A 23929-nucleotide genomic window follows, 5' to 3' on the forward strand; every position below is an offset into this window, starting at 1 on the left:
AAACGCTGTTGGCGTACAACCCCGGCGCAGATTTGGCAGAAATTGCACTTCACCTGTGTGCGCATCCGTGGCTAAGCTCAGGCACAGATTTCCAAACGCACGCCGAGGTCTCATCTATGCCGCAGCAATGGCCAGCCACCGACATCGCCCGCATGATCCTCGATGGCTTTGACGATTACCGCGAGCATTTCCGGCGCATCACCGACGGTGCCCGTGAGCGCTTCGAGCAGGCGCGCTGGCAGGAGACGCAAACGGCGTCGGCGGCGCGGATCAATCTCTATGAAGAAAAGGTCGGCGAAACCATCGCCCGTCTGCGCGAATACTTCGACGATGAGACGCTGATGAATGTCAGCTGCTGGCCGCTGGTGAAAAGCGCCTACATCAGCGTCATCGACCTGCGCTTCGACGATGAACTGTCGGAGACCTGGTACAACTCGATTTTCTGCGGGCTGTTCAGCCATGACCTGATCAGCGACGGCTGCATGTTCATCCACACCACCCGCCCGAGCCTGCGCCGTGCCCGCGCCGCGCAGACCCGTACCTACAAACCGCAAGGGCAATTGTCGGGGATGCTCGCGAGCATTTTTGCCGACTATCGCTTCAGCGAGGATTACGCCGATCTGCCCGGCGACTTGCTTCGCCTCGAAGCGCAGCTGCGCGAGAACCTGCCGGACTGGGTGTGCAAGGATCCTGAGCTCAGCGTCGAGCTGTTTTCCTCGGTGCTGTATCGCAACAAGGGCGCGTACCTGGTCGGGCGCATTTACACCCGCGACGAGCAATGGCCGTTGGTGATCCCGCTGCTGCACCGCGAAGGGCGCGGGATCCAGATCGATGCGCTGATCACCGACGAAGCCGACGTGTCGATCATCTTCTCGTTCACCCGTTCGTACTTCATGGTCGATGTGCCGGTGCCGGCGGAATTCATCGGTTTCCTGCGGCGCATCCTGCCGGGCAAGCACATCGCCGAGCTGTACACCTCGATCGGCTTCTACAAGCACGGTAAATCCGAGTTCTACCGCGCGCTGATCAATCACCTGGCCAACACCGATGATCAGTTCATCATGGCCCCGGGTGTGCGCGGCATGGTCATGAGTGTGTTTACCCTGCCGGGTTTCAACACCGTATTCAAAATCATCAAGGACCGTTTTTCGCCTTCTAAAAACGTCGACCGCGCCACGGTGATCGAGAAGTATCGGCTGGTAAAAAGCGTCGACCGGGTAGGGCGCATGGCTGATACCCAGGAGTTTGCCGATTTCCGTTTTCCGCTGAGCAAGTTTGATCCGGCGTGTCTTGAGGAATTGCTGGAAGTCGCGCCATCGACAGTCTCGGTCGAGGGCGAGACGGTATTGATCCGCCACTGCTGGACCGAACGGCGAATGACCCCGCTCAATCTGTATCTGGAGAACGCCAACGACGCGCAGGTGCGCGAGGCGCTGGAGGATTACGGCCTGGCGATCAAGCAACTGGCGGCGGCGAATATCTTTCCCGGCGACATGCTGTTGAAAAACTTTGGCGTCACCCGGCATGGGCGGGTGGTGTTTTATGACTATGACGAAATCTGCTTTCTGACGGAGGCCAACTTCCGCCACATCCCCGCGCCGCGTACACCGGAGGACGAAATGGCGTCCGAGCCGTGGTACTCGATCGGGCCGCTGGATGTGTTTCCTGAGGAGTTTCCGCCGTTTCTGTTTGCCGATTCGGGGCAGCGCAAGTTGTTCGATCAGTTGCATGGCGAGTTGTATAACGCCGATTACTGGAAGAGTTTGCAGGAGGCGATTCGGGCGGGGAAAGTCATTGATGTCTTCCCGTATCGGCGTAAAGGGTTGGATAACGAGTAAGGCCTGAAACCCTCACCCCAGCCCTCTCCCAGAGGGAGAGGGAGCCGACCGAGTTGTCTTGCGCCAAACATTGACCTGAAAGAACCCAGCGACTATGGATTCGGCAAAGCTCTTTCAGGTCGATGTAACTTTGAAGCATCCCCCAATCGGTCCCCTCTCCCTCTGGGAGAGGGCTAGGGTGAGGGCAGCAATCCCCCTGACACGCCACAAATCCGCCAAATCTGCGACAATCCGCCCCCTGCATAAATAGACGACCGAATTGCCTACCCGATGACCGACGAATCGCCCTCCATCGACAAACTGCTGAAAAACCTCGATCACGCCATGCTCGCCGACCGTCACCGGCTGCGGCGGCAGTTGCTTGAGCTGCGCAAGAAACCCGACGAGGCCAAACTGGCCCAGTGGGTGACGCGCATGCAGGCGTCCTGTGATCAGGTGCTGGCCCGCCGTGCCAGCCTGCCGGTGATTCGTTACGACGACAGTCTGCCGATCGCCGCCAAGCGCGACGAGATCAAAAAGGCGCTGGAAAAACACCAGGTGCTGATCATCGCCGGCGAAACCGGCTCGGGTAAAACCACCCAGTTGCCGAAGATCTGTCTGGAAATCGGTCGCGGCCAGCACGGTCTGATCGGCCACACCCAGCCACGTCGCATCGCTGCACGCAGCGTCGCCAGCCGGGTCGCCGAAGAACTCGCTACGCCGCTCGGTGCGCTGGTCGGCTATCAGGTACGTTTCGAGGATCAGAGCGATTCCAACACCCTGATCAAGCTGATGACCGACGGTATTCTGCTCGCGGAAACCCAAAATGATCGCTATCTCGAACGCTACGACACGATCATCGTCGACGAAGCCCACGAACGCAGCCTCAACATCGATTTCCTGCTCGGCTACCTGAAAACCCTGCTGCCGCGTCGCCCGGATCTGAAAGTCATCATCACTTCGGCGACCATCGATCTGGAGCGCTTTTCCAAGCACTTCGACGACGCGCCGATCGTTGAAGTCTCCGGTCGTACCTTCCCGGTGGACACCTGGTATCGCCCGCTGACGTTGGAGCAGGACGAAGAGGGCAACCGCGTCGAGGATGACCTGACGGTGGATCAGGCGATCCTCGCGACCCTCGATGAAATCGCCGCTTACGAGCGCAGCGAACGTCGCAGCCCCGGTGATGTGCTGGTGTTCTTGCCAGGTGAGCGCGAGATTCGCGATGCTGCCGACATGCTGCGCAAGGCTCAGCTCAAACACACTGAAATCCTGCCGCTGTACGCGCGCCTGTCGCCGGCCGAACAGCAGCGGATTTTCCAGTCGCACCCGGGCCGTCGCGTGGTGCTGGCGACCAACGTTGCCGAAACCTCGCTGACGGTGCCGGGCATCCGCTACGTGATCGACAGCGGCACCGCGCGCATCAGCCGTTACAGCTATCGCGCCAAGGTCCAGCGTCTGCCGATCGAGGCGATTTCCCAAGCCAGTGCCAATCAGCGTAAAGGTCGCTGCGGCCGGGTCGAGCCGGGCATTTGCATTCGGCTGTACAGCGAAGAAGATTTTAATGGGCGCCCGGAGTTCACCGATCCGGAAATTCTGCGCACCAACCTCGCGGCGGTTATTTTGCAGATGCTGCATCTGCGCCTCGGCGAAATCACCGCGTTCCCGTTTATCGAGCCGCCGGACGGCAAGGCGATCAGCGACGGTTTCAACCTGCTGCAAGAACTCTCGGCGGTGGACCGCAACAGCCAGTTGACCCCGCTCGGTCGCCAGTTGGCGCGCTTGCCGGTCGACCCGCGCATGGGCCGTATGCTGCTCGAAGCGGCCAAGCTCGGTAGCTTGCAGGAAGTGCTGATTGTCGCCAGTGCCATGTCGATTCAAGACCCGCGCGAGCGTCCGCCGGAACGTCAGCAAGCGGCCGATCAGGCTCACGCACAGTGGAAGGATGTCGATTCGGATTTCGCCGGTTTGGTAAATCTGTGGCGTGGTTTTGAAGAGCAACGCCAGGCGCTGACTGCGAGTCCGCTGCGCAACTGGTGCCGCAAGAACTTCCTCAACTATCTGCGTTTGCGCGAATGGCGTGATTCCCATCGGCAGTTGAGCCTGATCTGCCGCGACATGCAGTTGAGCCTGAATAAAGAGCCGGCGGATTACCCGAAATTGCACAAAGCGGTGCTGGTCGGTTTGCTTAGCCAGATCGGTCAGAAAACCGAAGATGGCGATTACCTCGGCGCGCGTCAGCGGCGCTTCTGGATTCATCCGTCTTCGGGCATCGGCAAGAAGCGCCCGCAATGGCTGATGACCGCCGAGCTGGTGGAAACCACCAAGCTTTACGCGCGCATGGTCGCCAAGATCGATGCCGACTGGATCGAGCCGCTGGCCGGGCACCTGATCAAGAAAAACCACTTCGAACCGCACTGGGAAAAGAAGCGCGGCCAGGTCGTGGCGTTCGAACAGATCACCCTGTTCGGGCTGATCGTGGTCGGCCGCCGCCCGGTGCATTACGGCCCGGTCGATCCAGTGGTTTCCCGTGAGCTGTTTATCCGCGAAGGTCTGGTGCGCGGCGAGATTCAGTCGAAAGCCAAGTGCCTGACGGCCAACCAGCAGTTGCTGGAACAGCTCGACGAACTGGAAGCCAAGGCCCGTCGCCGCGACATTCTCGCCGACGAAGAAACCTTGTACGCGTTCTACGATGCGCGGCTGCCGGCGGAGATTCACCAGACCGCGACGTTCGACAGTTGGTATCGCATCAACAGTCAGAAAGACCCGCAACTGCTGATCATGCGCGAAGAGGACGTACTGGCCCGCGAGGCCAGTGAAGTCACCGCGCGCGATTACCCGGACACGTTGCACATTGGCGATCTGGAACTGGCGCTGACCTACCACTTCGAGCCCAATCACCCGCGTGACGGTGTGACCCTGCGCGTGCCGGCACCGCTGTTGCCGATGCTGCCGCCGGAGCGCCTGGAGTGGCTGGTACCGGGGCTGATCGAGGCCAAGTGCATCGCCCTCGTGCGCAACTTGCCGAAAGCGCTGCGCAAGAATTTTGTGCCGGTGCCGGACTTCATCAAGGCTGCCTTGCAACGTATGACCTTTGCCGACGGTTCGTTGCCGCAAGCGCTGGGTCGTGAATTGCTGCGCATGACCGGCGCGCGGGTCAGCGACGAGGCGTGGGCAGAAGCTGAGCAAGGCGTTGAGGGGCATTTGCGGATGAACCTGGAAATCGTCGATGCCCAGGGCAAATTCCTCGGTGAGGGGCGCGATCTGGCCGAGCTGACTGCGCGGTTTGCCGAAGCCAGTCAGGCTGCGTTGGCGGTGCCGCAGAGCGCGAAAAGTCAGCAACCGGTGGAGGCGAAAGTCTTCGCGCCGGTGGCGGAAAAGACTCAACAGAAGATCGCCGGGCTGTCGATGACGGTGTATCCGGCGCTGGTCGAAGAGGGCGGCACGGTCAAGGAAGGGCGCTTCTCGACCCCGGCCGAAGCCGAATTCCAGCATCGTCGCGCTTTGCAGCGTTTGTTGATGCAGCAACTGGCTGAGCCGGCCAAGTTCCTGCGCGGCAAGTTGCCGGGGCAGACCGAATTGGGCCTGCTCTATCGCGAGCTGGGCCGGGTCGATGCGCTGGTCGAAGACATTCTGCTGGCCAGCGTCGACAGTTGCATTCTTGAGGGTGAAGACCCATTGCCCCGCGACGGCGCCGGGTTGGCAGCATTGGCCGAGCGCAAACGCGGCAACTGGACCGAGCACGCCGAGCGCGTGGCCCGGTTGACGCTGGAGATTCTCAAGCTCTGGCACGGCCTGCAAAAACGCTTCAAAGGCAAGATCGACCTTGCTCAGGCCGTGGCGTTGAATGACATCAAGCAGCAGATCAACAATCTGGTGTATCCGGGATTTGTCCGCGAGACGCCGATGCAGTGGCTCAAGGAGTTGCCGCGTTACCTGAAAGCGGTCGAGCAGCGCTTCGAAAAACTCGGTGCGCAGGTGCAGAAGGATCGCGTCTGGAGCGGCGAACTCGCCGGCCTCTGGGCGCAATACCAGACCCGCGCGGCGAAACATGCGCAGGAAGGCAAACGCGATCCGCAGCTTGAGCTGTACCGCTGGTGGCTCGAGGAATATCGGGTCTCACTGTTCGCTCAACAGTTGGGCACCAAGGTCCCGATCTCCGACAAACGTCTGAACAAGCAGTGGAGCCAGGTCGAACCCTGATCTTGAGCCGTACGCGATCCCCTGTGGGAGCGAGCCTGCTCGCGAAAGCGGTGTGTCAAACAAGAATCTGGTGACTGACACTCTGCCTTCGCGAGCAGGCTCGCTCCCACATTGGGATGTGGGTTGTGCTTGAGAAAGGCGCCAAAAGTCCACGTTTATGGCAAACTTCGCGACCATAAACGCCGCTTTCGCGACCCAGAGCCTTCGGCCGTGGTGCGAGACGGAATAAAGCGATGCCAGGTTTGCGTCCCCCGGATGGGAATAGACCCTTTGTGTGTTGGTACGACGGTTCCAGCACTTTCTGCCTGAACAGATTAGAGAAACGACCATGCATAACGTCGTCATCAGCGGCACCGGCCTGTACACCCCGGCCAACAGCATCTCCAACGAAGAGCTGGTGCAGTCTTTCAATACCTACGTCGCCCAGTTCAACGCCGACAACGCCGACGCGATCGCCAGCGGCGAAGTCCAGGCCCTGACCGAATCCAGCGCTGCGTTTATCGAAAAGGCTTCCGGCATCAAGAGCCGCTTTGTCATGGACAAGGACGGCATCCTCGATCCACAACGCATGGCTCCGCGCCTGCCGGAGCGTTCCAACGACGAATGGTCGGTGCTCTGCCAGATGGCCATCGGCGCGGCCGAACAGGCCCTGCAACGCGCCGGCAAAACCGCCGCTGACATCGACGGCGTGATCGTCGCCTGCTCCAACCTGCAGCGCGCCTACCCGGCCATCGCCATCGAAGTCCAGGAAGCCTTGGGCATTCAGGGCTTCGGTTTCGACATGAACGTGGCCTGCTCCTCGGCCACCTTCGGCATCCAGGCTGCTGCCAACAGCGTGCAACTGGGCCAGGCCCGGGCAATCCTGATGGTCAATCCGGAAGTCTGCACCGGGCACCTGAACTTCCGTGACCGCGACAGCCACTTCATCTTCGGCGACGCCGCCACTGCCGTGGTCATCGAGCGCGCTGATACAGCGACCTCCAAGTACCAGTTCGACGTGGTCAGCACCAAACTGCTGACCAAGTTCTCCAATAACATCCGCAACAACTTCGGCTTCCTCAACCGCGCAGCGGAAGAGGGCATCGGTACCCGCGACAAGCTGTTTGTGCAGGAAGGCCGCAAGGTGTTCAAGGACGTTTGCCCGATGGTTGCCGAGCTGATTGGCGAGCATCTGCAAGAGAACCAGCTCAACGTCGGCGACGTGAAGCGCTTCTGGCTGCACCAGGCCAACCTGAGCATGAACCATCTGATCGTGCGCAAACTGCTCGGCCGCGAAGCCACCGAAGAAGAAGCGCCGGTGATCCTCGACACATACGCCAACACCAGCTCTGCAGGCTCGGTGATTGCTTTCCACAAATATCAGGACGATCTGGCTGCAGGTTCGCTGGCGGTGTTGAGTTCGTTCGGTGCGGGCTATTCGATCGGCAGCGTGATTCTGCGCAAGCGTTGAAAATTGGTTTAATTTCCTCTTAATCGCGCCGACCTTTCCTACATCCGAATCGGCTCAAACGCTGTAATTTTTCGGAAATGGCGGCAGGTGAAGACCTGTCGCCGTCATTTTCGGAATCGGGACAAGGGGATTGATGGATGGCGGCTGACGACACCCAACTGCTTGCGCGCCTGCTGGCAGGTGAACAACAGGCTTTCAAGGAACTGGTGACGACGTATCAGAGCGCCATGCGCGCCGTGGCGTATGCCATTGTCGGCCAGCGCCACGTTGAAGAAGTGGTGCAGGACGCTTGGCTATCGGTGGTGCGCCATATTGCCAGTTTCGAAGGTCGCTCCAGTCTCAAGACCTGGCTGTTGACCATCACCGCCAACTCGGCGAAAAGTCGCTATAAACAAAATCGCCGGGAAGTGTTGATGGATGATTTGCCATCGCCCCATGGCACGATCGACGACGACCGCTTTTCTCCCGGTGACGGCCATTGGCTGGTCGCCCCCTTCGCCTGGCACCAGGACACGCCGGAAGCGCTGCTGACCGAGAGCGAATTGCGCGAATGTCTGGAACACACCCTGTTGAATCTGTCGGAACTGCAAAGCAGTGTTTTGCTGCTGCGTGAGCGTCAGGGGCTGGAGCTTGAAGAGATCTGTAATCTTCTGGAGATCTCGCTCTCCAATGTCCGTGTGCTGCTGCATCGTGCGCGGCTGAAAGTCTTCGCGACCGTGGAGCATTTTGAGGAGACCGGAGAATGCTGACCTGTAAGGAACAAGTGGCGCGCTCCAGCGATTATCTCGATGGCCAACTGAGCTTTCGCGAAAAGTGGATGGTGCGTCATCACCTGATGTTTTGCCCGAACTGCCGGCGTTTCATTCGCCAGATGCGTTTGATGCAAGCCACATTGAAGGCGATGCCGGAGAAACCGGAAGAAGGCGTCGATGCCTTGGCTGAACGCCTGGCCGAGCAACGACGAAAAGATAATCCCCTGTAGGAGCTGTCGAGTGAAACGAGGCTGCGATCTTTTGATCTTGATCTTTTTCAAGATCAAGATCAAAAGATCGCAGCCTTCGGCAGCTCCTACAGGAGATTTTTTGCATCCTGCAGAATTAGCCCGGCGCGAGCGAAACGAACGGATGATGGGGATCGTCCCGCTCGCACCGGGCTAAAGGGTGAAGCGTTTTAGAACTTGGCTTCGGCGTCCAGCTGCAAGGTGTTGGCGTCAGCGTCACGCTGGGTACGGCTGGCGAAGTCGGCCTTGGTCAGGAAGTACGTAGCGCCAATGGCGAAGTTCTTGTCGATGTCGTAACCGACCTTGAACTTGTGACCACGGGAGCCGGTGGTGCCGTTGGCGAAGTCGGAGTCGGTGAAGGCGCCGACCACGGCGTTGCGCTGCACGTCACGATAGTTGTAATCGAGGTTCAGGCCGAAGACTTTCGACTTGGCACCCAACAGCCACGCGGTGTCCTGATCGGTCACGGCGTCGTTGTTCTTCACGTACTGACCGTAGAACGACAATGGCATCGGCAGACCGCCGATGTCGACCTGGCTGAACCCTTCATACAGACGGAATTCGTTGTTGGCCGAGTTGCCGTTGACCGCCAGCGCACACGGTGTGGAAGTGCCGGTGCAGCGGCTGTCTTCGTCGTTCTGGTAGGCGTAGACACTGCCGCCCACAGTCACTTTCAGGTTGTCGGTGATGTTGAAGCGGCTACCCAACTGGCCAGCGGTCAGACGCAGGTCGTGACGGAATTGCACGCCATCGCCATCAACGTTGTCCTTGAGGTTGTAGTTACCCAGGCTGCCGAACAGTTCGGCGCTGCTGCCCAACGGGTATTTGTAAGTAACGGCCAGACCTTCCGGGTTGATGTCGCTGTCCCAGATCACGTCGCCCATGCTGACCCACGGCTGAAGCATCTTGCCGCCGATGATGTGCAGGTTCTTGATCTGATCCGGGTGGTAGTCGATGTAACCCAGGTCGAGCCAGATCTGCTTCTTGTCGAAGTAGTTGTCCTGATCCTGGTTTGTCGAACGGGCGTCGTCGCCGCCGCCGGTGGCGATACGGATGCCGGTGTCGACCTGCGGGTTGATCTCGGTGTAGGCACCCAGACGGGCACGAATACGCTGACGATCCTTGTCGCGGCCGCCGTTGTTCGGCTCGCCGTCGATCTTGATGGTTTCCTGACGAATACGCACGTCACCCTTGAACTGGGTCTTCGCGGCCCAAGCCAGTTTCTGGTCGAAAGCGCTTTGCTCGTTGCTCTTCTTCGCGACAGCCGCGACTTGTTCGTTGGTCTCTTGCTGCGCCTGCTGCGCGATTTGCTGGGCCTTCTGATCCTTGGCCAGTTCAGTTTGCAGTTCGATGTACTGCGCCTGGGAAATGGAACCGTTAGCCTTGAGCATGTCGAGCAGTTTGGCGTCGACTGCGGCACTGGCCGGAACACTCATGGCCAGCAACAGGCCGCCACACAGGGCCGCCGCAGTTTTCGTGGAAGCAAGACGCATAGCAATCTCCGAAGATGAGAGGGATGGCTGAACCATCCCGGGCACAACCGACGATCTGGACGTCGGAAAACAGTGTCCGGGTAGAACCCGGCGCTCTAAAAACAGGCGCCAGTATCGCGATGGTTTATGACAGAGCAGTGGCACAGTGATGGCAGTATGATGACGATATCGATTAACCCTGAACTATTGATCCAGAGCGCTGTCGGCCGATTGCGGGTGTGCAATGCCGCGCAATCGGCGATACTCGCCGGGCGCTGAAGTCCTGTTGTGGAGAGCTTGTTGATGCCGTTGCAACGCCTGCAAAACCTGTCGGAAATTGCCCCGGCAAGCTGGGATGCACTGGTGCCTGAAAGCCAGCCGTTTCTGCGCCACGCTTTTCTCAGTGCACTGGAGGACAGCGGTAGCGTTGGCCCCCACACTGGCTGGCAACCTGAGCATTTGCTGCACATCGAAGATGATCGACTGATCGCCGCGTTACCCAGTTATCGCAAGTGGCATTCCTACGGCGAGTACGTGTTCGATCACGGCTGGGCCGATGCCTGCGCCCGTGCCGGCATCGATTACTACCCCAAGCTTTTGACGGCTGTGCCGTTCAGTCCGGTCAGCGGCCCGCGTCTGTTGGCGGCCAATGTCGAAGACGGTTTCGAACTGCTCAAGAGCCTGCCCGGCTATCTGGAGATCGAAGGGCTTTCCAGCGCGCACATCAATTTCACCGACGCTTTCACTGATGCGGCGATGGCCGAACAACCGGGCTGGCTGCAACGCATCGGCTGTCAGTATCACTGGCAGAATCGCGGGTATCGTGACTTCCAGGATTTCCTCGACGTGCTCAGTTCGCGCAAGCGCAAACAGATGCGCAAGGAGCGCGAGCAGGTGGCGGGGCAGGGCTGTGAGTTTGAATGGCTGGAGGGGCGCGAGCTGGACGAGGCGCAGTGGGATTTTGTCTACGCCTGCTACGCCAACACCTACGCGGTGCGGCGCCAGACGCCGTATCTGACGCGGGAGTTTTTCAGCCTGCTGGCCGAGCGCATGCCCGAGGCAATCCGCGTAGTGCTGGCCAAACAGGGCTCACGGCCGGTGGCGATGGCGTTCAGTCTGGTCGGTGGCGACAGTTTCTACGGCCGCTACTGGGGGTGTCTGGCCGAGTTTGATCGGCTGCACTTTGAAACCTGTTTTTATCAGGGCATGGATTACGCGATTGCGCAGGGTTTCCAACGCTTTGACGCCGGCGCCCAGGGCGAGCACAAGCTGATTCGCGGCTTCGAACCGGTGATCACCCATTCATGGCATTACCTGCGCCATCCGGGGCTGAAAGCAGCGGTGAAGGATTTCCTGCAACAGGAACGTGCCGGCATCCTCGCCTATGCCGAGGAAGCCAAAACAGCCTTGCCCTACCGCCAAACCTAGATCCCCTGTAGGAGCTGCCGAAGGCTCGGGCCGCGATCGGACGATCTTTTGATCTTGCTTTTTTGAACATCAAGATCAAAAGATCGCAGCCTTCGGCAGCTCCTACAAGGGGATCTCAGGCACCCCTCAGGTTTCTTCCTTGCCCAGCCAGCGATAGATCCCGCCACCCACCACCGCGCCAATCAGCGGCGCGACCCAGAACATCCACAACTGCGCAATCGCCCAGCCGCCGACCATCAGCGCCGGCCCGGTGCTGCGTGCCGGGTTCACCGAGGTGTTGGTGACCGGAATCGAGATCAGGTGGATCAACGTCAGGCCCAGGCCGATGGCGATCGGCGCCAGCCCGGGTGGTGCGCGTTTATCGGTGGCGCCGAGGATGATGATCACAAACATCGCGGTCATCACGAGCTCAGTGACAAATCCCGCTGCCATCGAGTACTTGCCCGGTGAATGCTCACCATAACCGTTGGACGCCAGGCCAGCGGCGATATCGAAACCCTCTTTGCCGCTGGCGATGTGGGCGATCAGCGCCGCCGCGAGAATCGCACCGAGCACTTGGGCAATGATGTAAGCGGGCAACTCCTTGGCCGGAAACCGACCGCCAACGAACAGACCGACCGAGACGGCCGGGTTGAGATGACAGCCGCTGATGTGGCCGATGGCAAACGCCATGGTCAGCACCGTCAAACCGAACGCCAGGGCCACCCCCAGCACCCCGATTCCCAGCGGTGAAGACGCGGCGATCACTGCGCTGCCGCAACCACCCAATACCAACCAGAACGTACCCAACAACTCAGTGACTGAACGTTTGAACAGAGACATGAGAGGCGTCCTTGATAGCCCTGCTATCGAGACTGCATCGAGTTGTGCATCCTTGCAGACTTACGACAGGCTCCGTTCCGGAACCTTGGCTGAGTACAGCAGGGTTTTGGTGGATTTCCAGCGGCCACAAAAAAACCGCCAGCGCCCGTGGTTGGCGGGCTGTGGCGGTGATCGTTCCCACGCAGAGCGTGGGAATGATCTTGGAGGGGTCAGTCGATGCCGACAAACCCTCCGGTCTGGTGCGCCCATAGCCGTGCATACAACCCGCGATGGGCAAGCAATTCGGCATGGGTGCCGCTCTCGGCAATCTTGCCGTTCTCCAGCACTACCAGCCGATCCATACGGGCAATGGTCGAGAGCCGGTGCGCAATCGCGATCACGGTTTTGCCCTGCATCAACGTTTCCAGGCTTTCCTGAATCGCCGCCTCGACTTCCGAATCCAGCGCCGAGGTCGCTTCGTCCATGATCAAAATCGGCGCGTCCTTGAGCAGCACCCGCGCAATCGCAATGCGCTGACGCTGACCACCGGACAATTTCACTCCACGCTCACCGACATGCGCATCGAAACCGGTGCGGCCCTCAGCGTCCGACAGCAGCGGAATGAACTCATCGGCACGCGCCTTGTGCACTGCATCCCACAACTCGGCATCGGTCGCATCGGGTTTGCCGTACAACAAATTGTCGCGGATCGAACGGTGCAGCAGCGAGGTGTCCTGGGTGATCATGCCGATCCGTGCGCGCAGGCTTTCCTGACCGACTTCGGCGATGTTCTGGCCGTCGATCAGAATCCGTCCGCCTTCGACGTCGTACAGACGCAGGAGCAAGTTGACCAGAGTCGATTTGCCGGCGCCGGACGGCCCGATCAAGCCGATTTTCTCGCCCGGTTTGATGTTCAGATTGAGGTCGCCGATGATCCCGCGCTTCTTGCCGTAGTGAAAATCCACGTGCTCGAAACGTACTTCGCCACGGGCCACGTCCAGCGGTTTGGCCTGCTCGTGATCGGTGACGCTGACCGGTTGCGAAATGGTGCGCAGACCGTCCTGGACCATGCCGATGTTCTCGAAAATGCCGGTGACTACCCACATGATCCAGCCGGACATGTTGACGATGCGGATCACCAGGCCGGTCGCCAGGGCAATCGCGCCAACGGTAATCAACGACTGTGTCCACAGCCACAAGGCCAACGCAGTAGTGCCGACGATCAGCAAGCCGTTCATGGCGGTAATTACCACGTCCATGCTGGTGACCACGCGGCCGGCCATCCGCGCTTTGACGGTCTGTTCTTCGATGGCTTCCTTGGCGTAGTGCTGTTCGAAATTGGTGTGGGCGAACAGCTTCAGCGTGGCGATGTTGGTGTAGCCATCGACGATGCGCCCCATCAGTTTTGAACGCGCATCGGAGGCTTCCACCGAGCGGTCTTTCACCCGAGGTACGAAATAATAGAGCGCGCCGATGTAGGCAACGATCCACGTCAGCAGCGGGATCATCAGGCGCCAGTCGGCCTCGGCGAACAACACCAGCGAGCTGATCGCGTAGATCACCACGTGCCACAGCGCGTCCACTGCCTGCACTGCCGAGTCACGCAGCGAGTTGCCGGTCTGCATGATTCGCTGGGCGATGCGCCCGGCAAAGTCGTTCTGGAAGAAATTCAGGCTCTGTTTGAGCACGTAGCTGTGGTTCTGCCAGCGGATCATGCTGGTCATGCCGGGGCTTAACGTCTGATGCACCAGCAAGTCGTGCAGGCCGAAGAAGATCGGTCGCAGCACGAGGGCAACCACCAGCATCCACGTCAGTTCGAGGGCATGGTCGCTGAAGAAATTCGGGTTCGGTGTGCCTTGGGCCAGGTCGATGATGCGGCTCAGGTAACTGAACAGCGCCACTTCGATCAATGCGGCGAACAGGCCAACGACGAGCAGGGCGGCGAAACTTGGCCAGACCTGCTTGAGGTAATAGGTATAGAAGGGGAGAACGCGGTCCGGCGGAGACGCCGTCGGGGCTTCACGGAATATGTCGATCAGTTGTTCGAAACGGCGATAGAGCATCAGATAACCGCCCGGAGCACGGGCTCTCCTTTTATCGGTGTGAGCGGCGTGGGGTTAATCCAGCGCCGCTCGATACGCCCTGTACAGCTTAGTCGATGACTTTGGCCGACTTGATGAATACAGGGTCGGCAGGTACGTCTTTCATGCCGCTTTTGGTGGTGGTCGGCGAGTTGACGATGATGTCGACCACGTCCATGCCTTTGACCACTTTGCCGAATACTGCGTAGCCGTCGCCCTGGTCGAGGAAGTCGTTGTCCTTGACGTTGATGAAGAACTGGCTGGTCGCCGAATCAGGTACGGAAGTGCGAGCCATGGACAAGGTGCCACGAACGTTAGCCAGACCGTTTTTGTGTTCGTTCTTGATAGGGGCCTTGGTTTCTTTTTGCTGCATCTGTTGAGTGAAACCGCCGCCCTGAACCATAAAGCCCGGGATCACGCGGTGGAAAATCGTGTTGTTGTAGAAGCCGCTGTTCACGTAATCCAGAAAGTTCTTGGTACTGATCGGCGCTTTGACCGGGTCCAGTTCGATTTCGATCTGGCCGTTGGTGGTGTCCAGCAGCACGTGCGGTGCTTTGGCCGGCGTGGCAGCCATCAGGTTGGCGGCAAACAGCACAGTACCAGCGGCGAGGGCGAGTTTTTTCAACATGGGTCAGTGATCCTGAGATTGAATATCGGCTGCGGCGAGGAACTCCAGCAGCGTTTGATTGAAGCGTTCGGGTTGATCGAGCGGGGTGGCGTGGCGCGAATCGGCGATCACCACCAGCCGCGCATTCGGCAGCAGTTTTACATAGGTTTCTTTCAGTGCCACCGGTGTGTAATCACGGTCGGCGCTGATGACGAGCGTTGGACAGGTCACTCGGGAAAGTCGTTCCTGAACGCCCCAGCCAACAATCGCATCGAAGCTGGCGAGATAAGCACGTTTGTCGTTTTTTGCCCAGCGCTCAGCCATTTTCTGCCGCAGATCGGCTTGTTCCGGTTTCGGAAAAAGCTTGCCGCCAAGGGCTTCGCCGATGGTCGCGAGGCTGAGTACGCGCATCAGGCTCCAGCGTTTGAACCACTGCCAGTAATCGTCGCGGCTGCGGATTTTGACTTCTGGGGCGCTGTTGACGATGGTCAGACTCTTGAGCAGATGAGGCTGATCGACGCCGAACTGGAAGCCGATCATGCCACCCATCGACAGCCCGACGTAATGCACCGGGCCGAGGTTCAAGTGCTCGATCAGCGCGAGCAGGTCGGCGCTGAAACCGGCAATGCTGTAGCGCTCGCGCGGTTTGTCCGAGCGACCGTGGCCGCGAATATCCGGAACGATCACCCGGTAATGCGCGGCCAGTGCCGGGATCTGCATTTCCCAGTCCAGTGTGCTCGAGCCGAGCCCGTGAACCAGCAGCAACGGCGTGCCGTGGCCATATTCCTCGTAGTGCAGGTTGCAACCATCGTGCTCGAAATACGCCATCGGTGAACTCCGTGTCAGGCTTGTTCAGGGGCGGCGAACGGTGCGTCCAGCGGCAAGGTGTCGAAGGTACGCAGCAGTTCGATGAGGATTTGCGTGGCCGGGCCCAAGGGTTTGTCCTTGTTCGAATACAGATAGAAGCTCGAGTTGCGGTTGCCGCCCCTGTCCAACGGTAGCAGCTTGAGCGAGCCATCTTTCAGTTCGCGCTCGATCATATGCCGTGGCAGCCAGGCAAAACCAAGTCCGCTGCTGACGAACGTGGCCGCCGTGGCGAGGCTGCCGACGGTCCAGCGCTGTTCGGCGCCGAGCCAGCCGACATCACGCGGCTGCTGGCGGCCGGAGTCGCGAATCACCACTTGCATCTGGGTTTCCAGATCCTGAAAGCTCAATTCGCGATTGAGCCGATGCAGCGGGTGATCGGGATGAGCAACGGCGACGAATTCGACGTCGCTCAGTTCCGCACCAAGGTAACCGGGAATGCTCAGGCCGGTGATGGCCAGATCAGCCACGCCTTCGAGCAGCACTTCCTCGACCCCCGACAATACCTCCTCACGCAGACGCACGCGGCAGCCGCGACTCTGCGGCATGAACGCGGTCAACGCGCGGACGATGCGCGCACTCGGGTAAGCAGCGTCGACCACCAGACGGACTTCAGCTTCCCACCCTTGCTCCATGTGGTGGGCGAGGTCTTCCAGTTGGCTGGCCTGTTTCACCAGTTGCCGCGAACGGCGCAGCAACACGCCACCGGCTTCGGTGAGCACGGCTTTACGCCCGTCGATGCGCAGCAACGGCACACCGAGCTGATCCTGCATGCGGGCGACGGTGTAACTCACCGACGATTGCGAACGGTGCAAGGCCTCGGCGGCCTGGGCGAATCCGCCGTGGTCGACCACGGCCTGCAATGTTCGCCATTGATCAAGGGTCACGCGGGGCGCTTTCATCAATAGCTCCTCTTGTCCTAAGCTGGCCGTCCCTCATGGAGACTGCCGAATGAAAAAATTCTGTTGTGTGCTGCTGGCGCTGCTTCCGTTGACTGCTTTCGCGTACCCGATCGATGTGCAGAAAGAACTCAACGGCATGAAGATCGATTACGAGACCTTCGACACCGATAACGACATCGGCTCGATTCGGGTGGCCAACTACGGTGATGTCGATGCGACGTGCAAAGCGGTGTTCAGCAATGGCCCGGAAGCACCGCGCACCCGCACGATCGATGTCCCGGCCGGCAAACACAAAAACGCCACGGCCAAGTTCACCCGCGAGATCATCAAGCTGCGCATCAAACTGACCTGCACGCCGAAATAACAGTCGCCTCCTGTAGGAGTGAGCCTGCTCGCGATAGCGGTGTCCCAGATAAATCAATATCGCCTGACACGCCGCTATCGCGAGCAGGCTCACTCCTACAGGAGCATGATTCAGCATCTAAACGAATTATTCGATGCTTTGCAGCAATTATTTGCGCTTTTTCATCGATTCGACTCTGTTTAACCTTCACTCCATCGACCTACAACATTCTCGGATGGAGGCTACACACCATGTCCCGCGTTCTGATCATCGAAAGCAGCGCCCGCCAGCAAGATTCGGTTTCCCGTCAACTGACCCAGACCTTCATCAGTCAGTGGAAAGCGGCGCATCCGGCCGATCAGATCACCGTGCGTGACCTCGCCGTGAACCCGGTGCCACACCTGGACATCAATCTGTTGGGCGGCTGGATGAAACCTGCCGAGCAACGCAACGCCAACGAGCAAGCTTCGCTGGACCGTTCCAACGAACTGACTGATGAATTGCTTGCTGCCGACGTGCTGGTGATGGCCGCGCCGATGTACAACTTCGCCATCCCGAGCACCCTCAAGGCCTGGCTCGACCACGTGCTGCGTGCCGGCGTGACCTTCAAGTACACCGAAACCGGCCCGCAAGGCCTGCTCAATGGCAAACGTGCCTACGTGCTCACTGCTCGCGGTGGTATCTACGCCGGTGGCCCGGCGGATCATCAGGAACCGTACCTGCGCCAGGTCATGGGTTTCATCGGCATCAACGACGTGACGTTCATTCACGCCGAAGGCATGAACCTCGGTGGCGATTTCCAGGAGAAGGGCCTGAATCAGGCCAACGCCAAGCTGTCCCAGGTCGCTTGATATGTTAATCGCCAGATAATCGCCGATTGTTTAAGTGACCTGGCGCAACCCCTTCAAGGCTCTACGCGCATCGAACCTCCCTTTGCACTTGTTGCTCCTGAGTGCTGTAGCCCGATTGAACGCATTAGCGAGATCGGGCTTTTTTTTGCCTGTGATGCACAGAACGACGTAGATCCCTGTAGGAGTGAGCCTGCTCGCGATGGCGGTTGTTCGGACACATCAGTATTGACTGACACGCCGCTATCGCGAGCAGGCTCACTCCTACAGGGGATTTGTGTTGTTGGAGGGTTCGCGGTCTTGCGCAAAAACCGCTATCGTCGCCGCCATTCAAATTAGGGGCGAGCATGGGCTATCTACTTTTTGTCACGCTGATCCAGGCGTTTTCCTTCAGTCTGATCGGTGAATACCTGGCCGGTCATGTCGACAGCTACTTCGCGGTGCTGGTGCGTGTGGTGCTGGCCGGGCTGGTGTTCATTCCATTGACCCGCTGGCGCTCGGTCGAACCTTCATTCATGCGCGGCATGCTGGTGATCGGCGCGCTGCAGTTCGGTGTGACCTATGTCTGTCTGTACCTGAGTTTCCGTGTGCTGACGGTACCGGAAGTGTTGCTGTTCACCATCCTCACGCCGTTGCACGTGACCCTGATCGAAGACGCGCTGAATCGGCGCTTCAATCCGTGGGCGCTGATCGCCGCGCTGGTGGCGGTGGGCGGGGCGGCGGTGATTCGTTTCGACAGCATCAATCCGGATTTCTTCATGGGCTTCTTGCTGCTGCAACTGGCCAACTTCACCTACGCGGCAGGGCAGGTGATGTACAAGCATCTGGTGGCGAAACACCCGAGCGATCTGCCGCACTATCGGCGTTTCGGCTTCTTCTACCTCGGCGCGCTGGCGGTGGTGCTGCCGGCATTTCTGATGTTCGGCAAAGCCAACTTCCTCCCGGAAGCGCCGCTGCAGTGGGGCGTGTTGCTGTTCCTCGGTCTGGTCTCGACCGCGTTGGGCATGTACTGGTGGAACAAGGGCGCGTGCATGGTCAACGGTGGCACGCTGGCGGTGATGAACAACCTGCATGTGCCGGTGGGGCTGCTGCTGAATTTGCTGATCTGGAATCAGCATGAGGAACTGGGGCGGTTGTTCCTTGGCGGCAGCGTCATCCTCGCTGCCGTATGGATCAGCCGACTGGGCATCCGCAAATCCCCAGCCACCGCATAACCCCTGTAGGAGTGAGCCTGCTCGCGATAGCGGTGTATCAGTCAATATGGATTTGTCTGACACACCGCTATCGTCGGAACGCCGCCCGGAGCAGGCTCACTCCTACAGTTTTGATCGGTGGGGTTACATGAGGTGTTTCTGCGGCTCGGGAATGCTGGCCGCTCCGAGCACCGCCGGCAGCAGGCCAGAGCGCAAATCCCCGCCACTCGGCTGCTGATAAAGACTCAGCCCAAACTCCGGCAGCACCGCCAGCAGGTAATCGAAAATATCCCCCTGAATCCGCTCGTAATCGGCCCACGCCGTGGTGCTGGTGAAACAGTAGATTTCCAGCGGAATCCCCTGCGCGGTGGTTTGCATCTGCCGGACCATGCAGGTCATGTTTGGCTGAATCTCCGGATGACTCTTCAGATACGCCAGCGCATAGGCGCGGAACGTACCGATATTGGTCATCCGCCGGCGGTTCGCCGACATCGCCGCGACATTGCCCTGCGCCTCGTTCCACGCCTTGAGCTCGGCTTTCTTGCGGCTCATGTAGTCAGTCAGCAGGTGCACCTGGGTGAGCTTTTCTTCTTCGTCATCGCGGATGAAACGCACGCCGCTGGCATCGATGAACAGACTGCGCTTGATCCGCCGGCCGCCGGATTGCTGCATGCCGCGCCAGTTTCTGAACGACTCGGACATCAGGCGCCAGGTCGGGATCGAGACGATGGTCTTGTCGAAATTCTGCACCTTGACCGTGTGCAGAGTGATGTCGACCACATCACCGTCGGCACCGACTTGTGGCATTTCGATCCAGTCACCGACGCGCAACATGTCGTTGCTGGTCAACTGCACGCTGGCGACGAATGAGAGCAGCGTGTCCTTGTAGACCAACAGAATCACCGCCGACATCGCACCCAGACCGGACAGCAGCAACAGCGGCGAACGGTCGATCAACGTTGCGACGATGATGATCGCGCCGAACACGTACAAGACCATTTTCGCCAGTTGCACGTAGCCCTTGATCGAGCGCGTGCGTGCATGTTCGGTGCGTGCATAGATGTCGAGCAGAGCATTGAGCAGGGCGCTGACCGAGAGCAGCAGGAACAGAATGGTGAACGACAACGCCACGTTCCCGAGAAAGGTCATCGCGGTTTTGCTCAGTTCCGGCACCAGATGCAGACCGAACTGGATCACCAGCGACGGCGTCATCTGCGCCAGGCGCTGAAACACCTTGTTGTGGCGAAAATCATTGATCCAGTGCAGCGCCGGCTGGCGGCCAAGCATGCGGCTGGCGTGCAAGATCAGGTAACGCGCCACTCGTCCGAGTACTAGCGCGATGACCAACAGCAGCATCAGCGCCAGGCCGGCTTGCAGAAATGGATGCTGTTCCAGGGTGCCCCAGAGGTCCTGGGCTTTGAGCCAGAGCTGTTTGAAATCCATATGAGTAACGATTCTTCTGTAGGAAGCGATGGGCGATTAGAGCATTTAAGACGCCGTGTATTACCGTTGGAGACAAATCGAGCAACAAAAAAGCCACTGATTACGTCCGTTTGTATAAAGAAACTCGGCCTGAGCGCTCGAAACCGGTAACCTATGCAGCTGTTTTTTTGCATATCTTCGAGGTAGCACCCGTGTTTTCCCAATTCGCCCTGCACGAACGCCTGCTTAAAGCTGTGGCCGAGCTGAAATTTGTCGAGCCAACGCCTGTGCAAGCCGCGGCCATCCCGCTGGCGCTCCAAGGGCGTGATCTGCGGGTGACGGCGCAAACCGGTAGCGGCAAAACCGCCGCTTTCGTTCTGCCAATCCTCAATCGCCTGATCGGCCCGGCCAAGGTTCGCGTCAGCATCAAGACGCTGATCCTGCTGCCGACCCGTGAACTGGCCCAGCAGACCCTGAAGGAAGTTGAACGCTTTTCGCAGTTCACCTTCATCAAGTCCGGCCTGATCACCGGCGGTGAAGACTTCAAGGTCCAGGCCGCGATGCTGCGCAAAGTGCCGGACATCCTCATCGGCACCCCGGGCCGGATGATCGAGCAACTCAACGCCGGCAATCTCGACCTCAAAGAAGTCGAAGTGCTGGTGCTTGACGAAGCCGACCGCATGCTCGACATGGGTTTCGCCGAAGACGTACAGCGTCTGGTCGACGAATGTCCGAACCGTCAGCAGACCATGCTGTTCTCGGCCACCACCGGCGGTTCCGGCCTGCGCGACATGATCGGCAAGGTGCTGAACAACCCTGAGCACCTGCAGCTCAACGCGGTCAGTCAGCTGAACTCGACCACCCGTCAGCAAATCATCACCGCCGACCACAATCAGCACAAAGAGCAGATTGTGAACTGGCTGCTGGCCAACGAGACCTACCAGAAGGCCATCGTCTTCACCAACACCCGCGCCATGGCCGACCGCATCTACGGCCGCCTCGTGGCTCAGGAATACAAAGCGTTCGTGCTGCACGGCGAGAAAGACCAGAAGGATCGCAAACTGGCGATCGACCGTCTGAAGCAGGGCGGCGTGAAGATCCTCGTGGCCACCGACGTTGCGGCCCGTGGTCTGGACGTTGATGGTCTGGATCTGGTGATCAACTTCGACATGCCACGCAGCGGCGACGAGTACGTGCACCGCATCGGTCGTACTGGCCGCGCCGGTAACGACGGTCTGGCGATCTCGCTGATCTGCCACGGCGACTGGAACCTGATGTCGAGCATCGAGCGCTACCTCAAGCAGAGCTTCGAGCGCCGTACCATCAAGGAGGTCAAAGGCACCTACGGCGGGCCGAAAAAGGTCAAGGCCTCGGGCAAAGCCGTTGGTGTGAAGAAGAAAAAGACCGACGCGAAGGGCGACAAGAAGAAAACCGCCGCCAAGACGCCGACCAAGCGCAAGAGCGCCAACCGTCCGAAGCCGGATTCGTTGGTGAGCAGCGACGGCATGGCCCCGCTGAAGCGCCGCAAGCCAGCAGAACCTGCGGCTGAGTAAGTTTCAGGCGCGCATAAAAAACCCGGACAATGTCCGGGTTTTTTTTCGTCCATCAGTTGCCGAGCTGGCCACTGGTGTCGGCGTCAAAGCGCCGCTTGGCTTGATCCGCTGCCGGTTTCAGTGCGGCGAGCAGTGTTGCTTCGCTGTACAACTGCGTGGTCGCCAGTTCTTTCGGTGTTGGCTCGATCGGGATCAGCACGTCTTCACCGTCGGCATGCAGCCAGATCGCGACAACGTGCAGGGCCGAGACAAACAGCACGCGCAACTCAACGGTCTTGCCCTGAAGTTGCGGCGCTTGCTCTGCCAGTTTCAACGCTCCCACTGTCGCGGCGGCGTGATCGCCGTGGTTCAACGAGGCGAACTCGACGTGACCGCGCACTTCAGCCAATTGCGCATCGGCAATCGTCACGCCGTCGGCAAATACCAGGTAATGCCAGTCGCCGAGGCGAGCCTCCTTCAGGCCTTTGCCGTGGCTCAGGTCCTCCAGGTTCAACGAGTAGCCGCGATAGGCTTCGCTGAGACTGATTTTTGCAGGTGCCGTGTTGGCGAACTGGCGATTGGCGCCAAAGCCCTGGGTTTGCAGCGCGGCTTGCAGCGCCGGGCGCAAAGTCTGAACGCCGTTGGAAGGCGCCTTTGGATAAGTCAGTTGCATGATGTCGCCCTCCTAGTTTTTTACCGTGAAGTAGGTGTGAGTCCAATTGCCGCCGCCGTTGTAGGCGCGGGGGAATGCGTTCAGTGCGCGGGTCGAATAACCGTAGATCGAGTCTGCGACCAACACGTAATCGCCGTTGGTACCGTAAATCGTCAGGAAATGCGCACCACCACCGTACCAGGCGCAACGCAAGCCGACGGGGCGGCCCATGCTGATCTGGTTCTGGATGGCCGACATCTGCAGCGAACCCTGATTCATGCCGTTGTAGCTACGGGTGGTTTGCAGCGCCGAATCCAGATAGCCGTAGACGTTGCACGGCCCCGGCTGATTGCAGCAGTTGCGATCGAGCTGGGTGCTGGCGACGCCGCACTGCGTCCAGTTGCCGGTGCCGTAATAGTTGCCGACCGAGGCGGAAACGGCGGCCCAGCACCAGTTGGTCTGGGTCTGTTTCTGCATGTTGAAGTTGAGGCTGCCGGCGGCGAGGGCGCTGAGCTGTTCAGCGGCTTCGACTTCGGCGAGTTGCGGGTCGAGCAGGTGACCGGCCAGGCACCTTGGCAGTGATTCGCCGGTGAATTGTGTTGCTGCTGTGGTTAACATTTTTCAATCCTCCATGAGTGAAAACAAGCGTCCAGCTTGTGTGGGTATAGCGGTGTTGCCGAGCGATCGGTGCTTAACGGGTGCCATCTTCTGTGGCCGGTTCCGATCTCCTTGCTCGAGGTAACCCTAGCCAGAGATATGCGTTAGTGCAAATAAATAAATGCGTTAATGCATTTTTAGTGGCAAAAGATCGCAGCCTTCGGCAGCTCTACAGGGTTTTGTGTAGGAGCTGCCGCAGGCTGCGATCTTTTGATCTTGCTGTTAGCCCTCGGTCTTCTTCTCGGCAGAATTCAGTTCTTTCAACCGCTGATCAATCAACTGACATTTATCCGGCAGATCCGCACTGGCCGTACCCAGATCCATCTTCTGCAATTCGGCATTGATCTCTTTGGCCTTGGCCGGATTCTGCTCGGTCAGCTTCGAGACTTCCTTGGCCAATTGTTCGCGCTTTGCGGTGGCTTCTTCAGGCGTGCAGGCCCAGACGGGCAGGGCACAGGTGAGGGTGGCGGCGAGGGTGAGTTTGATCAGGGTTTTCATGGGGGCAGGCCTCAGTTCCGGTTAAGGCGGGTTAATCGGTTGAGGGTTCAAAGACGTGAAAAGTTCAGTGCTGCTCGCTTGCAGCCCCGATCGGATTATGCAAACAACAGGTAGCGATCTTCGCCAAAATTACATATTTATGAGCGCAGCCCGCGAGCT

Annotated in this window: 20 protein-coding genes; 10 read left to right on the plus strand and 10 right to left on the minus strand. The window is 59.3% G+C overall.

The window, feature by feature from the left end:
* Positions 1 to 116: 116 nt before the first annotated feature.
* The 5 genes from aceK to CCX46_RS07425 all read left to right on the plus strand — a co-directional run bounded on the left by aceK (position 117) and on the right by CCX46_RS07425 (position 8452).
* Entirely contained in the window at positions 117 to 1838 is a 1722-nt protein-coding gene (aceK, locus tag CCX46_RS07405; protein ID WP_127926231.1) for a bifunctional isocitrate dehydrogenase kinase/phosphatase, read from the plus strand.
* 270 nt (positions 1839 to 2108) lie between these two features.
* Positions 2109 to 6020 (plus strand): ATP-dependent RNA helicase HrpA, encoded by a 3912-nt coding sequence (gene hrpA / locus CCX46_RS07410; RefSeq protein ID WP_127926232.1) that lies wholly within the window; start codon positions 2109 to 2111, stop codon positions 6018 to 6020.
* A gap of 328 nt (positions 6021 to 6348) precedes the next feature.
* Positions 6349 to 7470, plus strand: a complete 1122-nt coding sequence (locus CCX46_RS07415) for a beta-ketoacyl-ACP synthase III (RefSeq protein WP_127926233.1) — start codon at positions 6349 to 6351, stop codon at positions 7468 to 7470.
* A gap of 137 nt (positions 7471 to 7607) precedes the next feature.
* Positions 7608 to 8219 carry an RNA polymerase sigma factor gene (locus CCX46_RS07420; protein WP_127926234.1) on the plus strand — a complete coding sequence of 204 codons (612 nt, stop codon included), beginning with the start codon at positions 7608 to 7610 and terminating at the stop codon, positions 8217 to 8219.
* Complete coding sequence (locus tag CCX46_RS07425) at positions 8213 to 8452, plus strand: anti-sigma factor family protein (protein WP_127926235.1); 240 nt, start codon at positions 8213 to 8215, stop codon at positions 8450 to 8452. The genes CCX46_RS07420 and CCX46_RS07425 overlap by 7 nt, the downstream gene beginning before the upstream one ends.
* Positions 8453 to 8640: 188 nt before the next feature.
* Here CCX46_RS07425 and CCX46_RS07430 read toward each other — a convergent pair whose 3' ends face one another.
* The gene (locus CCX46_RS07430; RefSeq protein WP_127926236.1) at positions 8641 to 9963 is read right to left on the minus strand and encodes a putative porin; all 1323 of its coding nucleotides are present in this window, start codon (positions 9961 to 9963) and stop codon (positions 8641 to 8643) included.
* 282 nt (positions 9964 to 10245) lie between these two features.
* On the opposite strand from CCX46_RS07430, the gene CCX46_RS07435 reads away from it, so the two are divergent.
* A complete protein-coding gene (locus tag CCX46_RS07435) occupies positions 10246 to 11370 on the plus strand; it encodes a GNAT family N-acetyltransferase (RefSeq protein WP_127926237.1) in 1125 nt (374 codons plus the stop codon).
* A 126-nt stretch (positions 11371 to 11496) separates the two neighbouring features.
* On the opposite strand, the gene aqpZ is transcribed toward CCX46_RS07435, so the two are convergent.
* From aqpZ to CCX46_RS07460, 5 genes are all read right to left on the minus strand, one after another.
* The gene (gene aqpZ, locus CCX46_RS07440; RefSeq protein ID WP_127926238.1) at positions 11497 to 12192 is read right to left on the minus strand and encodes an aquaporin Z; all 696 of its coding nucleotides are present in this window, start codon (positions 12190 to 12192) and stop codon (positions 11497 to 11499) included.
* A 209-nt stretch (positions 12193 to 12401) separates the two neighbouring features.
* A complete protein-coding gene (locus tag CCX46_RS07445; protein WP_127926239.1) occupies positions 12402 to 14234 on the minus strand; it encodes an ABC transporter ATP-binding protein in 1833 nt (610 codons plus the stop codon).
* 88 nt (positions 14235 to 14322) lie between these two features.
* Positions 14323 to 14880, minus strand: coding sequence for a peptidylprolyl isomerase (locus CCX46_RS07450; RefSeq protein WP_095049280.1), 558 nt, complete (start codon positions 14878 to 14880; stop codon positions 14323 to 14325).
* Positions 14881 to 14883: 3 nt separating this feature from the next.
* Positions 14884 to 15687: an alpha/beta fold hydrolase gene (locus tag CCX46_RS07455; RefSeq protein WP_127926240.1), complete on the minus strand. Its 804-nt coding sequence runs from the start codon at positions 15685 to 15687 to the stop codon at positions 14884 to 14886.
* A gap of 14 nt (positions 15688 to 15701) precedes the next feature.
* Complete coding sequence (locus tag CCX46_RS07460) at positions 15702 to 16625, minus strand: LysR family transcriptional regulator (RefSeq protein WP_007914443.1); 924 nt, start codon at positions 16623 to 16625, stop codon at positions 15702 to 15704.
* Between the two features lie 49 nt (positions 16626 to 16674).
* On the opposite strand from CCX46_RS07460, the gene CCX46_RS07465 reads away from it, so the two are divergent.
* From CCX46_RS07465 to CCX46_RS07485, 3 genes are all read left to right on the plus strand, one after another.
* Positions 16675 to 16989 carry a 3-phosphoglycerate kinase gene (locus CCX46_RS07465; protein ID WP_102900300.1) on the plus strand — a complete coding sequence of 105 codons (315 nt, stop codon included), beginning with the start codon at positions 16675 to 16677 and terminating at the stop codon, positions 16987 to 16989.
* Positions 16990 to 17219: 230 nt separating this feature from the next.
* Positions 17220 to 17819 (plus strand): FMN-dependent NADH-azoreductase, encoded by a 600-nt coding sequence (locus tag CCX46_RS07475; RefSeq protein ID WP_127926241.1) that lies wholly within the window; start codon positions 17220 to 17222, stop codon positions 17817 to 17819.
* A 344-nt stretch (positions 17820 to 18163) separates the two neighbouring features.
* Entirely contained in the window at positions 18164 to 19030 is an 867-nt protein-coding gene (locus tag CCX46_RS07485) for a carboxylate/amino acid/amine transporter (RefSeq protein WP_102900312.1), read from the plus strand.
* A 123-nt stretch (positions 19031 to 19153) separates the two neighbouring features.
* Here the strand turns inward: CCX46_RS07485 and CCX46_RS07490 are convergent, their stop codons facing one another.
* The gene (locus tag CCX46_RS07490) at positions 19154 to 20452 is read right to left on the minus strand and encodes a mechanosensitive ion channel family protein (protein WP_127926242.1); all 1299 of its coding nucleotides are present in this window, start codon (positions 20450 to 20452) and stop codon (positions 19154 to 19156) included.
* A 191-nt stretch (positions 20453 to 20643) separates the two neighbouring features.
* Between CCX46_RS07490 and CCX46_RS07495 the strand changes: the two genes are divergently transcribed.
* Positions 20644 to 21984, plus strand: coding sequence for a DEAD/DEAH box helicase (locus CCX46_RS07495; RefSeq protein WP_007914470.1), 1341 nt, complete (start codon positions 20644 to 20646; stop codon positions 21982 to 21984).
* A gap of 52 nt (positions 21985 to 22036) precedes the next feature.
* Here CCX46_RS07495 and CCX46_RS07500 read toward each other — a convergent pair whose 3' ends face one another.
* From CCX46_RS07500 to CCX46_RS07510, 3 genes are all read right to left on the minus strand, one after another.
* Complete coding sequence (locus CCX46_RS07500) at positions 22037 to 22636, minus strand: hypothetical protein (RefSeq protein WP_127926243.1); 600 nt, start codon at positions 22634 to 22636, stop codon at positions 22037 to 22039.
* Positions 22637 to 22648: 12 nt separating this feature from the next.
* Positions 22649 to 23233, minus strand: coding sequence for a papain-like cysteine protease family protein (locus tag CCX46_RS07505; RefSeq protein ID WP_127926244.1), 585 nt, complete (start codon positions 23231 to 23233; stop codon positions 22649 to 22651).
* A gap of 261 nt (positions 23234 to 23494) precedes the next feature.
* Positions 23495 to 23770, minus strand: coding sequence for a hypothetical protein (locus tag CCX46_RS07510; RefSeq protein WP_127926245.1), 276 nt, complete (start codon positions 23768 to 23770; stop codon positions 23495 to 23497).
* Positions 23771 to 23929: the final 159 nt, after the last annotated feature.

The organism is Pseudomonas sp. RU47 (assembly GCF_004011755.1).
Lineage (GTDB): Bacteria > Pseudomonadota > Gammaproteobacteria > Pseudomonadales > Pseudomonadaceae > Aquipseudomonas.

Bases quoted from the DNA above. Each gene is read 5' to 3' on its own strand.
- CCX46_RS07505 (WP_127926244.1), bottom strand. From the start codon at position 23,233: ATGTTAACCACAGCAGCAACACAATTCACCGGCGAATCACTGCCAAGG.
- CCX46_RS07510 (WP_127926245.1), bottom strand. From the start codon at position 23,770: ATGAAAACCCTGATCAAACTCACCCTCGCCGCCACCCTCACCTGTGCC.
- CCX46_RS07420 (WP_127926234.1), top strand. From the start codon at position 7,608: ATGGCGGCTGACGACACCCAACTGCTTGCGCGCCTGCTGGCAGGTGAA.
- CCX46_RS07465 (WP_102900300.1), top strand. From the start codon at position 16,675: ATGAAAAAATTCTGTTGTGTGCTGCTGGCGCTGCTTCCGTTGACTGCT.
- CCX46_RS07500 (WP_127926243.1), bottom strand. From the start codon at position 22,636: ATGCAACTGACTTATCCAAAGGCGCCTTCCAACGGCGTTCAGACTTTG.
- CCX46_RS07455 (WP_127926240.1), bottom strand. From the start codon at position 15,687: ATGGCGTATTTCGAGCACGATGGTTGCAACCTGCACTACGAGGAATAT.
- CCX46_RS07485 (WP_102900312.1), top strand. From the start codon at position 18,164: ATGGGCTATCTACTTTTTGTCACGCTGATCCAGGCGTTTTCCTTCAGT.
- aceK (WP_127926231.1), top strand. From the start codon at position 117: ATGCCGCAGCAATGGCCAGCCACCGACATCGCCCGCATGATCCTCGAT.
- CCX46_RS07490 (WP_127926242.1), bottom strand. From the start codon at position 20,452: ATGGATTTCAAACAGCTCTGGCTCAAAGCCCAGGACCTCTGGGGCACC.
- CCX46_RS07435 (WP_127926237.1), top strand. From the start codon at position 10,246: ATGCCGTTGCAACGCCTGCAAAACCTGTCGGAAATTGCCCCGGCAAGC.
- CCX46_RS07450 (WP_095049280.1), bottom strand. From the start codon at position 14,880: ATGTTGAAAAAACTCGCCCTCGCCGCTGGTACTGTGCTGTTTGCCGCC.
- CCX46_RS07430 (WP_127926236.1), bottom strand. From the start codon at position 9,963: ATGCGTCTTGCTTCCACGAAAACTGCGGCGGCCCTGTGTGGCGGCCTG.
- CCX46_RS07475 (WP_127926241.1), top strand. From the start codon at position 17,220: ATGTCCCGCGTTCTGATCATCGAAAGCAGCGCCCGCCAGCAAGATTCG.
- CCX46_RS07425 (WP_127926235.1), top strand. From the start codon at position 8,213: ATGCTGACCTGTAAGGAACAAGTGGCGCGCTCCAGCGATTATCTCGAT.
- CCX46_RS07460 (WP_007914443.1), bottom strand. From the start codon at position 16,625: ATGAAAGCGCCCCGCGTGACCCTTGATCAATGGCGAACATTGCAGGCC.
- CCX46_RS07415 (WP_127926233.1), top strand. From the start codon at position 6,349: ATGCATAACGTCGTCATCAGCGGCACCGGCCTGTACACCCCGGCCAAC.
- aqpZ (WP_127926238.1), bottom strand. From the start codon at position 12,192: ATGTCTCTGTTCAAACGTTCAGTCACTGAGTTGTTGGGTACGTTCTGG.
- CCX46_RS07445 (WP_127926239.1), bottom strand. From the start codon at position 14,234: ATGCTCTATCGCCGTTTCGAACAACTGATCGACATATTCCGTGAAGCC.
- hrpA (WP_127926232.1), top strand. From the start codon at position 2,109: ATGACCGACGAATCGCCCTCCATCGACAAACTGCTGAAAAACCTCGAT.